This window comes from Klebsiella sp. FDAARGOS_511, assembly GCF_003812845.1.
GTDB classification, from domain to species: domain Bacteria; phylum Pseudomonadota; class Gammaproteobacteria; order Enterobacterales; family Enterobacteriaceae; genus Klebsiella; species Klebsiella grimontii.
In genome coordinates this window covers 5,391,629-5,407,199 of sequence record NZ_CP033824.1, presented here as the reverse complement: position 1 = coordinate 5,407,199, position 15,571 = coordinate 5,391,629, and the positions used below count along the sequence as shown (strand labels likewise).

The following is a 15,571-nucleotide window of genomic DNA, read 5'->3' as shown; positions in this document are numbered from 1 at the left end:
TAATAGGCGAAGCTATTTACTTTTCTGCAATCTGTTCACTGTAACAGGTTGATTATCCAAAGATTAAGGTGATTTAAATCATGGGATTCAAATGCGGTATCGTCGGTTTGCCCAACGTCGGCAAATCCACCCTGTTCAATGCGCTCACCAAAGCGGGTATTGAAGCGGCCAACTTCCCCTTCTGTACCATTGAGCCGAACACCGGTGTCGTGCCGATGCCCGATCCGCGTCTGGACAAACTGGCTGAAATCGTCAAACCACAGCGTATTCTGCCGACCACGATGGAATTCGTTGATATCGCCGGCCTCGTTAAAGGCGCGTCGAAAGGTGAAGGCCTGGGCAACCAGTTCCTGACCAACATCCGCGAAACCGAAGCTATCGGTCACGTGGTACGCTGTTTCGAAAACGACAACATCATTCACGTTAACAATAAAGTGGATCCGGCTGACGATATCGAGGTGATCAACACCGAGCTGGCGCTCTCTGACCTGGATACCTGCGAGCGCGCCATTCACCGCGTGCAGAAGAAAGCCAAAGGCGGCGATAAAGACGCGAAAGCCGAACTGGCGGCGCTGGAAAAATGCCTGCCGCAGTTGGAAAACGCCGGTATGCTGCGTGCGCTGAAAAACCTGACCGACGAAGACAAAGCAGCGATTAAATACCTGAGCTTCCTGACCCTGAAGCCGACCATGTATATCGCCAACGTCAACGAAGACGGTTTTGAGAACAACCCTTATCTTGATAAAGTTCGCGAAATCGCCGCCGCCGAAGGTTCCGTGGTGGTCGCCGTTTGCGCCGCCGTTGAGTCCGACATCGCCGAGCTGGACGATGCCGACCGCGATGAGTTTATGGCCGAGCTGGGTCTCGAAGAGCCGGGCCTGAACCGCGTTATCCGCGCCGGCTACGAGCTGCTGAACCTGCAGACCTACTTCACCGCAGGGGTTAAGGAAGTCCGTGCATGGACCATCCCGGTCGGCGCCACTGCCCCGCAGGCCGCGGGTAAAATCCACACCGACTTCGAAAAAGGCTTTATCCGCGCGCAGACCATCGCTTATGAAGACTTTATTACCTATAAAGGTGAGCAGGGTGCCAAAGAAGCCGGGAAAATGCGTGCTGAAGGTAAAGACTACATCGTGAAAGATGGCGATGTGATGAACTTCCTGTTTAACGTCTAAGCTCTCCTTCGCAGAAATATCATTCATAAAATCCACGCACTCGCGTGGATTTTTTATTGCCCGCCATTGCCGTCAGTTCTGACCCGCCGCCAGCGAATATTTCTTTATTTTGCGATACAGCGTGGCGATACCAATCCCCAGCTCGTCCGCCGCCTGTTTTTTATTACTGTAGCGCGAGAGCGCATCGCGGATCATCTGCCGCTCCATCTCTTCTAGCGCCGTCACGTTCTCCTCCTGAGCGAGGGGCGCTGCCGCGGAAGCAGAAGACGGCGGCTGACTCGCCAGCTCGCTGCTGCTCAGCAAATTGGGCGGCAGCAGCGACATATCAATGATTTCTCCCGACGGCACCACGTTGACCAGGTACTCCATCAGGTTGCTGAGCTCGCGAATGTTGCCCGGCCAGCGGTAACGTTTAAGGAAATCGATCACGTCCTGCGCCACGCCAGGATATACCAGATTGAGGCGACCGGTATGCAGATGCAGGAAATAGTGAATCAGCAGCTCAATGTCGTCCTGACGTTCGCGCAGCGGCGGCAGGCGCAGCGGAATCACGTTCAGACGATAGTAGAGATCTTCGCGGAACTTCCCTTCCGCGATATACTGTTCCAGGTTTTGATTAGTCGCCGATATGATACGAATATCGACCTGGACCGGATGGCTGGCGCCCACCGGCTGAATCTCACGTGACTCAATGGCCCGCAGCAGCTTGGCCTGCAGAGTGAGCGGCATATCGCCAATTTCGTCAAGAAACAGCGTGCCGCTATTGGCCGCCTGAATCAGGCCGGTCTTGCCGTTCGCCGATGCGCCGGTAAACGCCCCCTTCACGTAGCCAAACAGTTCGCTTTCTAACAGCTGCTCGGGGATCGCGGCGCAGTTAATCGCGATAAAGGGCTTTGCGTGGCGGTCGCTGAGTTTGTGGATTGCGCGGGCAACAACCTCCTTGCCGGTGCCGCTCTCGCCGGCAATCATCACGCTGGATGGGCTCGGGGCCACGCGGCTGATCAGCTTTTTAAGCTGCCGCATAGGTCGACATTCTCCCACCATCGCCTCAATCTGCGGCCCTTCCTGCCCGCAGCTGAAATCGGCCGAAGAGTGCGACTGATGGAACGCCATTAAAAATAACCACTGATCCTGCACCGCGTGCAGCTGACCGATAATGAGCTCCTTGCGATCGTCAAAGGAGATAATGTGCTGCATATGTCCGTGCTTGAAATTATCTTCGAAGGTCAACGGCTGAAACTGGATTGACTTACCAATCACCTGCCCCTGAGTGACGTTCATTATTTTCAATGCGGCCTGGTTGGCAAATTTGACTCTTTGATCGTTGCCCATCACCAGCACGCCCTGATCCATATTTTCGATCATGGTTAAAAATATTTTATGGATATTGTCGCCGACCGCCCGCTCTTGCAAAAAGCGGGAAACGAATATGGTTGAGACATGACGAACATAATCAGAAAACTCCTGGATATTCGCATTTATACGTTCCTGCTGCTCGCGCGTCAGCGCAACCAGACTAATAACGCCGACGCAGCGGTCGTGATACATCACCGGCGTGCCAAGAAACGTTTTCTCCTCGCATTTCTCCTTATTGCTACAGTCTTTACAGAGGGGGTCGAAGCGGGAATGGGTGACGACTTTCTCGGTCTGTGTTTCAATAATGTAACGAAGAAGCCGCGAATTGGAATTTAATTTATAGCCAATCTGTTTACTATAGGCGCCGGTTCCGGCGACCCGGTATAATTCGTTATCAACAATCTCGACCTCCAGCTGCAGCACGCTGGATAACATCCTTGCAAACTTTTGAATTGTAGGCTGAATCTGCATTAAAATGGAGGGTGCTTTGGACGGTATCATGTCTATCGGCCTTCTATTATTGCTCACCTGTTCGGCGTCAAGCGAAGCGGCTTTATTTATCTCCGGGGAATGATAACACTCCTTCTAGCTACCCGCGTTGATATAGATAGGGCCAATTCCCCCACCTTATCTTAAATATGCAAGAGCTATCACAATTTCTTATCATTATGATAAATTTGCAGCGATTTTTATCATATTGGCGCAATGTGAAGATGATAATCGCATTATTTGCGGCGGCAACCCGCGCCTGTCTCGTTGAAATGGACGGCGGGGGAGAAATTTCACCTTTCCTTTCTCGTAATAACTCGCCTGAATTCGTGATAGACCTGGCATAATCTTAACTATTCAATCCTCTCCGCCGCCTCTCCCGGAGGATTTGGCACGCTTATTGTTAGTGGTAATACAGCGCTGGCAGTCGCTAATTCGGCAACTCTGCATATCCGACCGCACAGCAATCAATAAGCCGTCATTCACGACCAGGATTGAAACATGAAAACTGTTAACGAACTGATTAAGGATATCAATAAACTTAACTCGCATCTCAGTGAGAAAGACTTTCTGCTGACCTGGGAACAATCGCCGGATGAGTTGAAACAGGTGCTGGACGTCGCCGCCGCGCTGAAAACGCTACGCGCTGAAAATATTGCCACCAAAGTGTTTAACAGCGGCCTGGGCATTTCCGTGTTCCGCGATAACTCAACCCGTACCCGCTTCTCCTATGCCTCGGCCCTCAATCTGTTAGGGCTGGCGCAGCAGGATCTGGATGAGGGGAAATCGCAGATTGCCCACGGCGAAACGGTGCGTGAAACCGCCAACATGATCTCCTTTTGCGCCGACGCCATCGGCATTCGCGATGACATGTTCCTTGGCGCGGGCAACGCCTATATGCGCGAAGTCGGCGAAGCGCTGGATGACGGTCACAAACAGGGTGTTCTGCCGCAGCGTCCGGCGTTGATCAATTTACAGTGCGATATTGACCACCCAACGCAGTCCATGGCGGACCTCGCCTGGCTGCGCGAGCACTTCGGCTCGCTGGAGAACCTGAAAGGCAAGAAGATCGCCATGACCTGGGCCTATTCGCCGAGCTATGGCAAACCCCTCTCGGTGCCGCAGGGCATTATCGGCCTGATGACCCGCTTCGGTATGGAGGTCACCCTCGCCCACCCGGAAGGCTACGACCTGATCCCGGACGTTATCGAAGTGGCGAAAAACAACGCCCAGGCCTCCGGCGGCAGCTTCCGCCAGGTCAACAGCATGGAGGAAGCTTTTAAAGACGCCGATATCGTCTATCCGAAATCCTGGGCGCCGTACAAAGTGATGGAAAAACGCACCGAACTGCTGCGCGCTAACGACCACGAAGGGCTGAAGGCGCTGGAGAAAGCCTGCCTGGCGCAGAACGCCGGGCATAAAGACTGGCACTGTACGGAAGAGATGATGAAGCATACCCGTGACGGCGAAGCGCTGTACATGCACTGTCTGCCGGCGGATATCACCGGCGTCTCCTGCGAGGCGGGCGAAGTCACCGAAGGCGTCTTCGAGAAGTACCGGATCCCGACCTACAAAGAGGCAAGCTGGAAGCCGTACATCATCGCCGCGATGATCGTCTGCCGCAAATACGCGAACCCAGGCAAGGTGCTGGAGCAACTGCTCAAGGACGCGCAGAAACGCATCAAATAATCTCCCGGCTGGCCCGCGGGCCAGCCCCACGACTGTCGAAATAAAGGATAAGGATCGAGTATGTCTGCTTTCTCATTGAAAATGGATATTGCCGAAAACCGTTTTTTTAACGCGGAGACTTCACCGCTGTTTTCACGCCAGCAGGCGCAGCAGGCTCGCCGCTTTCATCAAAAGATTACCGGCTATAAGCCTACGCCGCTGGTGGCGCTGAACGAACTTTCCGCGCTGTTTGGGGTACAAAAAATCCTCGTTAAAGATGAATCCCGGCGCTTTGGCCTCAACGCCTTCAAAATGCTCGGCGGCTCTTACGCCATCGCCCGGCTGCTGTGTGAAAAATATCATTTAGATATCAACGATCTCTCCTTCGAAACGCTTAAATCCAGCATTAAAGAGAAGATGACTTTCGCCACCACCACCGACGGCAACCACGGCCGCGGCGTGGCGTGGGCGGCCCGCCAGTTAGGCCAGAACGCGGTGATCTATATGCCGAAAGGCTCCGCGCAAGAGCGGGTTGACGCCATTCTGCGCCTCGGCGCGGAATGCATCGTCACCGACATGAACTACGACGACACCGTCCGCTTTACCATGCAGACCGCGCAGAAAAACGGCTGGGAGGTGGTACAGGACACCGCCTGGGAAGGTTACACAAAAATTCCGACCTGGATTATGCAGGGCTACGCCACCCTCGCTGATGAAGCGGTAGAACAGCTCTCCTCAATGGGTATCGCTCGTCCGACGCACGTGCTCCTGCAGGGCGGCGTGGGGGCGATGGCCGGCGGCGTGTTGGGCTATCTGGCCGACGTCTACGGCGCAAAGCATCTCCATTCCATTATCGTCGAGCCGGAGCTAGCCGACTGCCTCTATCGCTCTGCGCTGAAGGGCCAGATGGTCAACGTCAGCGGCGATATGGCCACCATTATGGCCGGCCTTGCCTGCGGTGAGCCTAACCCGCTGGGCTGGGAAGTGCTGCGCAACTGCGCCACGCAGTTCGTCTCCTGTCAGGACGCCGTCGCCGCCCTCGGCATGCGGGTGCTGGGAAACCCGGCGGGCCAGGATCCGCGCATTATTTCCGGCGAATCCGGCGCCGTCGGTCTCGGCCTGCTGGCGGCGATTCATTTCCATCCGCAGCGCGAAGCCCTGATGCACAAGCTCAAGCTGGACAGCCGCTCCGTGGTGCTGGTGATTAGCACCGAAGGCGACACCGACGTTAAGCACTATCGCGAAGTCGTCTGGGAAGGCAGGCATCCGGCGGCGCAATAGCCGACTTAGCAAAATTCCTCCCGCCGCGCGGGAAGTCCGTATTCAGAACTGGAGAACATCGTTATGGCTAAGCAAATTCCGTTCAACGCAATCCTGGCAAAATCAAAACAGTACGAAAAAGAGATGACCCGTTTCCTGCGCGATATGATCGCTATCCCCAGCGAAAGCAGCGATGAGAAGCGCGTGGTACACCGCATTAAAGAAGAGATGGAAAAAGTCGGCTTCGATAAAGTTGAAATCGATCCGATGGGCAACGTGCTGGGCTACATCGGCCACGGTCCGCGTCTGCTGGCAATGGATGCGCACATTGATACCGTCGGTATTGGCAATATCAAAAACTGGAACTTTGACCCGTACGAAGGTATGGAGACCGATGAGCTGATCGGCGGACGCGGCGCGTCTGACCAGGAGGGCGGAATGGCCTCCATGGTTTACGCCGGTAAAATCATTAAAGATCTGGGCCTGGAAGATGAATATACCCTGCTGGTGACCGGTACCGTTCAGGAGGAGGATTGCGACGGCCTGTGCTGGCAGTACATTATTGAACAATCCGGCATTCGTCCTGAATTTGTCGTCAGCACCGAACCCACCGACTGCCAGATTTACCGCGGCCAGCGCGGGCGTATGGAGATCCGCGTGGAAGTTCAGGGCGTCAGCTGCCACGGCTCCGCCCCGGAGCGCGGCGATAACGCCATCTTCAAAATGGCGCCCGTTCTCACCGAGCTGGAACAGCTTTCGCACAAGCTGGGCGATGACGAATTCCTCGGCAAAGGCACCCTGACCGTTTCCGAGATTTTCTTCACCTCGCCGAGCCGCTGCGCGGTAGCGGATAGCTGCGCCGTCTCCATTGACCGCCGTCTGACCTGGGGCGAAACCTGGGAAGGCGCGCTGGATGAGATCCGCGCGCTGCCGGCAGTGAAAAAAGCCGCCGCGGTGGTCTCGATGTACAACTACGAGCGTCCCTCCTGGACTGGCCTGGTCTACCCGACCGAATGCTACTTCCCGACCTGGAAAGTGGAAGAGAACCACTTTACCGTCCGCGCCCTGAGCAACGCCTATGAAGGGCTGTTCGGCAAAGCGCCGGTGGTGGATAAGTGGACCTTCTCCACCAACGGCGTCTCCATTATGGGCCGCCACGGCATTCCGGTTATCGGCTTTGGGCCAGGGAAAGAGCCGGAAGCGCATGCGCCGAATGAGAAAACCTGGAAATCGCATCTGGTGACCTGCGCCGCGATGTATGCCGCCATCCCGCTGAGCTGGCTGGCCACGGAGTAATCGTTCGTCCTGTCTGCCGCTGCGTCCTGCGGCGGCATATTGAGGTTTCTATGCGCGTACTGATTAAAAATGGCCTCGTCGTCAACGCCGACGGCCAGGTGAAGCAGGACCTGCTTATCGAAGATGGCCTCGTCAAGCGCCTTGCCGATTCAATTGAGGCCGAACAACCCTGCGAAGTAATTGACGCCGAGGGCTGCTACGTGATGCCCGGCGGCGTCGACGTTCATACCCATTTCAATATTGACGTGGGTCTCGCCCGCAGCTGCGATGATTTCTTTACCGGCACCCGGGCCGCGGCCTGCGGCGGTACCACCACCATTGTTGATCATATGGGCTTCGGGCCCGTCGGCTGCCATTTGCGCCACCAGTTCGAGGTCTATCGCGGCTACGCCGCCTATAAAGCCGTTATCGACTACAGTTTTCACGGCGTTATCCAGCACGTTAACCACGGCATTCTCGACGAGATTCCGATGATGGTGGATAGCGGCATCAGCAGCTTTAAGCTCTATCTGACCTACCAGTACAAACTCAGCGATGATGAGATATTGCAGGCGATGCGCCACCTCCAGCGCGCCGGCGCGCTAACCACCGTTCATCCCGAAAACGATGCCGCCATCGCCCAGCGCCGGGCGGAATTTATCAACGCCGGTAAAACCGCGCCGCGCTATCACGCCCTGAGCCGCCCGCTGGAGTGCGAGGCGGAAGCCATCGCCCGAACCATCAATCTCGCGCAGCTGGCGGGGAACGCGCCGCTGTATATCGTGCATCTTTCCAACGCCCTGGGTCTGGACTATCTACGCCTGGCCAGAAGACGCCACCAGCCGGTGTGGGTGGAGACCTGCCCGCAGTATCTGCTGCTGGACGAGCGCTGCTACGAGCGCGAAGACGCGCTTAACTATCTGCTCAGCCCTCCTCTGCGCAACGCCAGCAACAACGACGCCCTCTGGAGCGGCATCAGCAATGGCGACATTGACACGGTCGCCACCGACCACTGCGCGTTCTCTGCGCAGCAGCGCAGGCAGATCTCCGGCGGCGACTTTAGCCGCTGCCCGAACGGTCTGCCGGGAGTGGAAAACCGCCTGCTGCTGCTGTTCTCGCATGGGGTCATGACCGGACGCATCACCCCCGAGCGCTTTGTGGCGCTCACCAGCACCAATCCGGCGAAGCTGTTTGGCCTATGGCCGCAGAAGGGCTTGCTGGCGCCCGGTGCCGATGGCGACGTGGTCATCATCGACCCCAAACGCACCACCACCATTCGCCACGACATGCTGCACGACAACGCTGACTATTCACCCTATGAGGGCTTTATCTGCCAGGGCGCGATTCGCCAGACGCTCTCCCACGGCAGGGTGATTTTTGATAACGGCACTTTTACTGGCACCGCCGGTCAGGGCCGTTTTTTACGCCGACAACCCTTTTCCACCGCTCACCTGGCCGTCAGCGGAACAGAAACGTAATGAGAGGATGCTATGAGTAAAAAAATTGTTCTCGCTCTCGGCGGGAATGCGCTGGGCGACGATCTCGCCGGACAGATGCAGGCCGTACGGCACACCGCGCGGACGATCGTCGATCTTATCGCCCTTGGCCATCAGGTGGTGGTGACTCACGGTAACGGCCCGCAGGTGGGCATGATCAACCAGGCCTTTGAAGCCGCGGCCAAAACCGAGGCCCACACGCCGATGCTGCCGATGTCGGTCTGCGTGGCGTTGAGCCAGGGCTACATCGGCTACGACCTGCAGAACGCGATTCGCGAAGAGCTGCTGTCGCGCCAGCTGGATATTCCAGTGGCGACCCTGATAACCCAGGTGGAAGTGGACGCTAACGATAAGGCATTTCTTAATCCGACCAAGCCCATCGGCTCGTTCTTCAGCAAAGAAGAGGCCGAAAAGCTGAGCCAAAACGGCTACATCATGAAAGAGGACGCCGGGCGCGGCTACCGTCGCGTCGTCGCGTCGCCCATGCCGGTAGATATTATCGAGAAACAAACGGTAAAAGCGCTGATGGATGACTGCCACGTGGTGATCACCGTCGGCGGCGGCGGCATTCCGGTGATTCGCGAGGGTAACCATCTGCGCGGAGCCAGCGCGGTTATCGACAAGGACTGGGCCAGCGCGAAGCTGGCGGAGATGATCGACGCCGACTTGCTGATCATTCTCACCGCCGTGGAAAAGGTGGCGATCAACTTCGGTAAACCTGAGGAGCAGTGGCTGGATAACCTCTCCCTGCGCGATGCCGAACGCTTTATCGCAGAGGGTCACTTTGCCAAAGGCTCAATGCTGCCAAAAGTGGAAGCCGCCGCCGCCTTCGCCCGCTCCCGGCCGGGACGCCAGGCGCTGATCACCATGTTAAGCAAAGCCAAAGAGGGCATTGAAGGGAAAACCGGCACCATGATTAGCCAGTAAGCTGTACGCCACGGGTTGCCGGGAACCTCCCGGCAACATTTCCCCTGGCAGAACCTCAGATTTCCGCCGCCTCCACGGCATATTCCTGCCGACCCGCCTGTTTAACCTGGTTCATCAGCCCCCCCGGCGCGCCGTTTTTCACCTGCAGGATCTCCGCCAGCACGCTGATGGCGATCTCGTTTGGCGTCTCGGCGCCGATGTCATAGCCAATCGGCGCCCGCAGGCGGCTGATATCCGCTTCCGGCACGCCGTTCTCCCGCATCTGACGTACAAAGGCCTGCACTTTTCGCCGGCTGGCCAGCAGCCCCAGCCACGCCACCGGTTGGGTTATCAGCCTGTCCAGCGCCTCGCGATCCTGGTTGTTGGTGGCAATCAGCACGAAATCCTGCGGCCGTACCGCCATCGCGTCCACCACATCCGTGAAGCTGGCAGCATGCGCCAGCCGCGCCGAAGCGGGGAAAGCATCGGGACAGAGGCTTGCGGCGTAGGTATCGCCGACGCAGATATCAAAATCCAGCAGCGCCGCGGCGTGGGCAACCGCGCGGTTAACGTGCCCGGCGCCGACCAGCAGCAGGCGCGGGCGCAGGCCGTGAACGCTGATGTATACCGACATCGCGCCGCCGCAGTCGGAGCCCACGGCGTCGCTGCCGGTGCGCGCCATGCGGCCGTGAAACATTCGCGATTCCCGCTCGCGCAGCGCCGCCTGCGCCGCATCAATAACTTTACGTTCCACCATCCCGCCGCCAATGGTGCCCACAATCGAACCGTCCTCACGGATCAGCATCTGAGCGGCGTGTCGGGGGGTGGAGCCCCGACTTTCGACAATCTGCGCGAGGGCAAAGGGGCAGTTCTGTTCTTCAAGCCGTGCTGCTTCTGCGAAAATATTCATACCAACCTCAAAGGCAATTTCTTTTACGGTTTTGGGGATTGTCTGCGATGTCGACCGGCTTCTCAGTTTGAGAGCTCACCCTCCGTTGAAAATACCGTCGCAGCGACCGATTATGGCTATGCAATATTTATACTGCCCCGCCGTTTTTTATCGCGAATTGTGAATCAGGTCATTTTGTTAGCCCTGGCGACGTTGAAATTGGGCTATCGCGCCGATTATTTCGTCAACCACCGGGCCAAATTCCCACCGCCCGCTGAAATCACCGCCGAATAGCCGACATAAATTATCATTCTGATATTCCGGATCTGATTTTGAGAAATCTCGCCGAATGATAAAGCGTATTGATTTGAGTTCTCATTTACCCGCTATGGAATTATTCACGCCGCGGCGTTGAGTTTCGACCTGGTTCACAAATTAATTATTCCGCCGCCGCCGTTTGAATAACTGGTGTGATTGTTGCTCCTCTTTCTTTATCCGTCGGGATTATTACCACCGGCAATGTCGATCTTACAATGATATCTAAGGAGAGGGTTATGGGAGATATAATGCGTCCCGTGCCGTTTGAGGAGCTGTTAACGCGCATTTTCGATGAGTATCAGAGTCAGGGATCTATTTTTGGCATTCCTGAACAACAGTTTTATTCGCCGCAGGCGCAGCGTTCGATCGGCGTATTTGGCGAAAGCTGCGCCACGCCTCTCGGCCCCGCTGCCGGGCCGCATACCCAGCTGGCGCAAAACATCATTACCGCCTGGCTAACCGGCGGGCGGTTTATCGAGCTGAAAACCGTACAGATCCTTGATCGTCTGGAGCTGGAAAAGCCCTGTATCGACGCGGAAGATGAGTGCTTCAATACCGAGTGGTCCACTGAATTTACCCTGAAAAAAGCCTGGGATGAGTACCTGAAAGCCTGGTTCGCTCTGCATCTGCTGGAGCAGATCTTTCCGCTGGCGACGAATAAAGAGAGCAAGTCGTTTATTTTCAATATGAGCGTCGGCTACAACCTTGATGGTATTAAGCAGCCGCCAATGCAGGAATTTATCGACAACATGATGGACGCCTCCGCCCATCCTAAATTCGCCCAGTACCGCGACACGCTGAACCGCTGGCTGCAAAATAAACCCTTTATTGACAGCCTGCCAACTTGCGCGCGCAAAGACGGGCTGGACAACCTGGCGCAGCGCATACCGGCCAGGCTGGTCCAGGGCGTCACCCTCTCGACGATGCACGGCTGCCCGCCGGACGAGATCGAAGCCATCTGTCGCTATATGCTGACGGAGAAAAACCTCAATACCTTTGTGAAGCTCAACCCAACCCTGCTCGGCTATCCGCGCGTGCGCGAGATCCTCGACGCCTGCGGCTTCGGCTATATCGGCCTTAGCGAAGCGTCGTTTGACCACGACCTTAAGATCGACCGGGCGCTGGAGATGCTGACGCGCCTGATGGCGCTGGCGAAAGCGCGCAGCCTCGGCTTTGGCGTCAAGCTGACCAACACCCTCGGCACCATCAACAACAAAGGCGCGCTGCCGGGAGAGGAAATGTATATGTCCGGGCGCGCGCTGTTCCCGCTCTCTATCAACGTGGCCGCCCTGCTCTCGCGGGCGTTTGACGGCAAGCTGCCGATCTCCTACTCCGGCGGCGCCAGCCAGCTCAACATTCGCGAGATTTTCGACACCGGCATTCGCCCTATCACCATGGCCACCGACCTGCTGAAGCCGGGAGGATATCTGCGCCTGAGCGAGTGCATGCGCGAGCTGGAGAAAGCCGACGGCTGGAACATGACGCAGATCGACGTCGAGCGCCTCAACGCGCTGGCGGAAAAAGCGGTGAGCATGGACTACACCCAGAAACAGTGGAAGCCGGAAGAGCGCATTGATACCGGCGAGCCGCTGCCGCTGCTGGACTGCTACGTCGCCCCCTGCGTGACGGCCTGCGCTATCAAGCAGGATATTCCGGAGTATATCCGCCTGCTGGGCGAGCATCGCTACGCCGACGCGCTGGAGCTGATCTATCAGCGCAACGCTTTACCGGCCATCACCGGCCATATCTGCGATCACCAGTGCCAGTACAACTGTACGCGGCTGGATTACGACAGCGCGCTCAACATCCGCGAACTGAAAAAAGTGGCGCTGGAGAAAGGCTGGGACGAGTACCGTAGCCGCTGGCATAAGCCCGCGGGATCCGGCTCCCGGCACCCGGTAGCGGTGATCGGCGCAGGCCCTGCCGGTCTCGCCGCCGGCTACTTCCTCGCCCGCGCCGGGCATCCGGTCACGGTATTTGAACGCGAAGCCAACGCCGGGGGCGTGGTGCAAAATATCATTCCGCAGTTCCGCATTCCCGGCGAGCTTATTCAGCACGATATCGATTTTGTCGTCGCCCACGGCGTCAAAATTGAGTACGGCTGCGATCCGCATCTGAGCGTGGAAAAACTGCAGGCGAAAGGTTTTCGTTACGTGCTGGTCGGCACCGGTACCGATAAAAACAGCGGCGTGAAGCTGGGCGGCGACAACCAGAACGTGCATAAATCGCTGCAGTTCCTGCGCCAGTTTAACCGCGGCGCCGAGCTGAATCTGGGCAAACATGTGGCCGTGGTCGGCGCCGGCAATACCGCGATGGACTGCGCCCGCGCGGCGCTGCGCGTACCGGGCGTGCAGAGCGCGACCATCGTCTATCGCCGCTCGCAGCAAGAGATGCCCGCCTGGCGCGAAGAGTACGATGAGGCGCTGCTCGACGGCGTCGACTTCGAGTGGCTATGTAACCCGGAACAGTTTAACGCCGACGGGACGCTCGTCGTACGCGTCATGAAGCTCGGCGAGCCGGATGAGAAAGGCCGCCGCCGCCCGGTGGAAACCGATGAGATTCGCACCCTGCAAGTCGACTCTCTGATTACCGCCATCGGCGAGCAGCAGGACGGCGAAGCGCTGTCGGCAATGGGGATCCCGCTCGACCCACAGGGCTGGCCGGTGGTCAACGCCGATGGCGAGACCAGCAAGCCGAACGTCTTCCTGATCGGCGACGTTCAGCGCGGCCCCTCATCTATCGTCTCCGCTATCGGCAACGCGCGACGGGCCACGGACGCGATCCTGGCCCGGGAAAATATCGCCAGCCGCTACGGAAACAAAGTCTGGAACAATGTCGATCCGGCGAAGGTGTACCAGCGTAAAGGCGCTATCGCCGTCACCCTGGTGGATAAAAACCAGCGCGAGGCTTTTGTCGAGCAGGAAGCCAGCCGCTGCCTGGAGTGTAACTACGTGTGCAGCAAGTGCGTCGACGTCTGTCCGAACCGCGCCAATATTTCCGTGGCCGTGCCGGGCTTCCAGAATCGCTTCCAGACACTGCATCTGGACGCTTATTGCAACGAATGCGGCAACTGCGCTCAGTTCTGCCCATGGCAGGGAAAACCGTATAAAGACAAAATCACCGTGTTCAGCCTGGAGCAGGATTTTGTCAACAGCACCAATCCAGGCTTCTTCGTCGCGGGCGCCAGTGTCAAAGTGCGTCAGGACGACCAGACGTGGCAGCTGGAAATAAACGACCGCGGCCAGTTTAGCGAGGTACCGGCCCAGTTGGACGCCATGTGCCGCATCATAAGCCACATTCATCAGCACCAAAGCTATCTTCTGGGAGGCGTTGAAGTATGAGTGTCCTGATCCTGAAAAATGCCACCGCCGCGCAGATCTATCCGGCGAAAGTGTGGGAGAACGTCGATATCGCCATTGAGAATGATAAAATTCTCGCTGTCGGCCCCGGCCTGTGCCAGCGCTATCCGCAGGCGCAGGTGAAAGAGATGCGCGGGCAGCTGGTGATGCCCGGCATGGTCTGCTCCCACAATCACTTTTATTCCGGCCTGTCCCGGGGGATTCAGGCCAATATCGCCCCCAGCCCGGACTTTATCTCCACGCTGAAAAACCTGTGGTGGCGCCTTGACCGGGCGCTGGACGAGGAGTCGCTCTACTACAGCGGGCTGATCTGCGCCATGGAGGCCGTGCGCAGCGGCTGTACGGCGGTGATCGATCATCATGCGTCGCCTCACTATATTGCGGGCTCCTTGAGCCAGCTGCGCAACGCCTTCCTCAAAATCGGGCTGCGCGGAATGACCTGCTTCGAAACCACCGACCGCAACTTTGGCAGCCGCGAGCTGCGCGACAGCGTTGAGGAGAACATTCGCTTCGCCAGAGAGATCGACGCCGCGCGTGAAAAGGGCGACCAGCCTTATCTGGTCGAGGCCCATATCGGCGCCCATGCCCCGTTCACCGTGCCGGATGAAGGTCTGGCGATGCTGCGCGAAGCGCTAAAAGCCACCGGCCGCGGCCTGCATATTCACGCGGCGGAAGACCGCTACGATGTCTCTCACAGCCATCACCTTTACGGCAAGGACCTGCTGGTGCGGCTGGTGGAGTTCGACCTTATCAACAGTAAAACGCTGATTGCCCACGGCCTGTACATCTCCGATGCCGACGTCGAGCTGCTCAACGCGCAGGACGGCTTCCTGGTGCACAACGCCCGCTCCAACATGAACAACCACGTCGGTTACAACCCCCGCCTGCCGCAGATGCGCAATCTGGCGCTCGGCACCGACGGCATCGGTTCCGACATGTTCGAGGAGATGAAGTTTGCCTTCTTTAAACACCGCGACGCCGGCGGGCCGCTGTGGCCGGACAGCTTCGCGAAGGCGCTGAGCAACGGCAACGAACTGCTGAATCGCAACTTCAACGCCCACTTTGGCCGCCTTGAGGCGGGCTATAAAGCGGACCTCACTATTTGCGACTATATGGCGCCGACGCCGCTGATCGCGGAAAACATCGCCGGACATATCGCCTTCGGCCTTGGGGCAAACAGCGTGCGCAGCGTCATGGTGAACGGCGTGATGATCTACGAGGATCGCCAGTTCAGCTTTGACTGCGAGTCGATATTCCGCGAAGCGCAGAAAGTGGCGAAAAAAATGTGGGCGCGAATGGATGCGCTCCCCGCGTAGCCCGCGTAAAAATGCTAAACCGGCTGGCAAGCCGGTTTTTTTTTGCTGACAGAACGCGCGTGAA

At 57.6% G+C, this 15,571-nt stretch carries 9 protein-coding genes and 1 pseudogene; 8 read left to right on the top strand and 2 right to left on the bottom strand.

Annotation, left to right across the window (positions count from 1 at the left end; translation table 11 throughout):
• The first annotated feature begins 80 nt into the window (after positions 1-80).
• Complete coding sequence (ychF, locus tag EGY08_RS27085; protein WP_049113556.1) at positions 81-1,175, top strand: redox-regulated ATPase YchF; 1,095 nt, start codon at positions 81-83, stop codon at positions 1,173-1,175.
• A gap of 72 nt (positions 1,176-1,247) precedes the next feature.
• On the opposite strand, the gene EGY08_RS27080 is transcribed toward ychF, so the two are convergent.
• Entirely contained in the window at positions 1,248-3,032 is a 1,785-nt protein-coding gene (locus EGY08_RS27080; protein ID WP_123829198.1) for a sigma-54 interaction domain-containing protein, read from the bottom strand.
• 489 nt (positions 3,033-3,521) lie between these two features.
• Between EGY08_RS27080 and ygeW the strand changes: the two genes are divergently transcribed.
• From ygeW to arcC, 5 genes are all read left to right on the top strand, one after another.
• Positions 3,522-4,709: a knotted carbamoyltransferase YgeW gene (ygeW, locus tag EGY08_RS27070; protein WP_004121840.1), complete on the top strand. Its 1,188-nt coding sequence runs from the start codon at positions 3,522-3,524 to the stop codon at positions 4,707-4,709.
• A 60-nt stretch (positions 4,710-4,769) separates the two neighbouring features.
• Entirely contained in the window at positions 4,770-5,969 is a 1,200-nt protein-coding gene (gene dpaL / locus EGY08_RS27065) for a diaminopropionate ammonia-lyase (protein WP_004121843.1), read from the top strand.
• A 63-nt stretch (positions 5,970-6,032) separates the two neighbouring features.
• Entirely contained in the window at positions 6,033-7,244 is a 1,212-nt protein-coding gene (locus EGY08_RS27060; protein WP_004121846.1) for a YgeY family selenium metabolism-linked hydrolase, read from the top strand.
• Between the two features lie 50 nt (positions 7,245-7,294).
• The gene (hydA, locus tag EGY08_RS27055) at positions 7,295-8,701 is read left to right on the top strand and encodes a dihydropyrimidinase (RefSeq protein WP_004121850.1); all 1,407 of its coding nucleotides are present in this window, start codon (positions 7,295-7,297) and stop codon (positions 8,699-8,701) included.
• A 12-nt stretch (positions 8,702-8,713) separates the two neighbouring features.
• Positions 8,714-9,646 (top strand): carbamate kinase, encoded by a 933-nt coding sequence (gene arcC, locus EGY08_RS27050; RefSeq protein WP_004121856.1) that lies wholly within the window; start codon positions 8,714-8,716, stop codon positions 9,644-9,646.
• 112 nt (positions 9,647-9,758) lie between these two features.
• Here the strand turns inward: arcC and EGY08_RS27045 are convergent.
• Positions 9,759-10,535: pseudogene (locus EGY08_RS27045) on the bottom strand (XdhC family protein); the annotation flags it as partial.
• A gap of 533 nt (positions 10,536-11,068) precedes the next feature.
• Between EGY08_RS27045 and ygfK the strand changes: the two are divergent.
• On the top strand, positions 11,069-14,173 hold the full coding sequence (gene ygfK, locus EGY08_RS27035; protein ID WP_004121859.1) for a putative selenate reductase subunit YgfK: 3,105 nt from the start codon (positions 11,069-11,071) through the stop codon (positions 14,171-14,173).
• Complete coding sequence (ssnA, locus tag EGY08_RS27030) at positions 14,170-15,507, top strand: putative aminohydrolase SsnA (protein WP_123829196.1); 1,338 nt, start codon at positions 14,170-14,172, stop codon at positions 15,505-15,507. The genes ygfK and ssnA overlap by 4 nt, the downstream gene beginning before the upstream one ends.
• Positions 15,508-15,571: the final 64 nt, after the last annotated feature.

What these genes read in the sequence shown, in the direction of transcription:
- ychF (WP_049113556.1), top strand. Translation starts at nt 81, where the DNA reads ATGGGATTCAAATGCGGTATCGTCGGTTTGCCCAACGTCGGCAAATCC.
- arcC (WP_004121856.1), top strand. Translation starts at nt 8,714, where the DNA reads ATGAGTAAAAAAATTGTTCTCGCTCTCGGCGGGAATGCGCTGGGCGAC.
- EGY08_RS27080 (WP_123829198.1), bottom strand. Translation starts at nt 3,032, where the DNA reads ATGATACCGTCCAAAGCACCCTCCATTTTAATGCAGATTCAGCCTACA.
- hydA (WP_004121850.1), top strand. Translation starts at nt 7,295, where the DNA reads ATGCGCGTACTGATTAAAAATGGCCTCGTCGTCAACGCCGACGGCCAG.
- EGY08_RS27060 (WP_004121846.1), top strand. Translation starts at nt 6,033, where the DNA reads ATGGCTAAGCAAATTCCGTTCAACGCAATCCTGGCAAAATCAAAACAG.
- ygfK (WP_004121859.1), top strand. Translation starts at nt 11,069, where the DNA reads ATGGGAGATATAATGCGTCCCGTGCCGTTTGAGGAGCTGTTAACGCGC.
- ssnA (WP_123829196.1), top strand. Translation starts at nt 14,170, where the DNA reads ATGAGTGTCCTGATCCTGAAAAATGCCACCGCCGCGCAGATCTATCCG.
- dpaL (WP_004121843.1), top strand. Translation starts at nt 4,770, where the DNA reads ATGTCTGCTTTCTCATTGAAAATGGATATTGCCGAAAACCGTTTTTTT.
- ygeW (WP_004121840.1), top strand. Translation starts at nt 3,522, where the DNA reads ATGAAAACTGTTAACGAACTGATTAAGGATATCAATAAACTTAACTCG.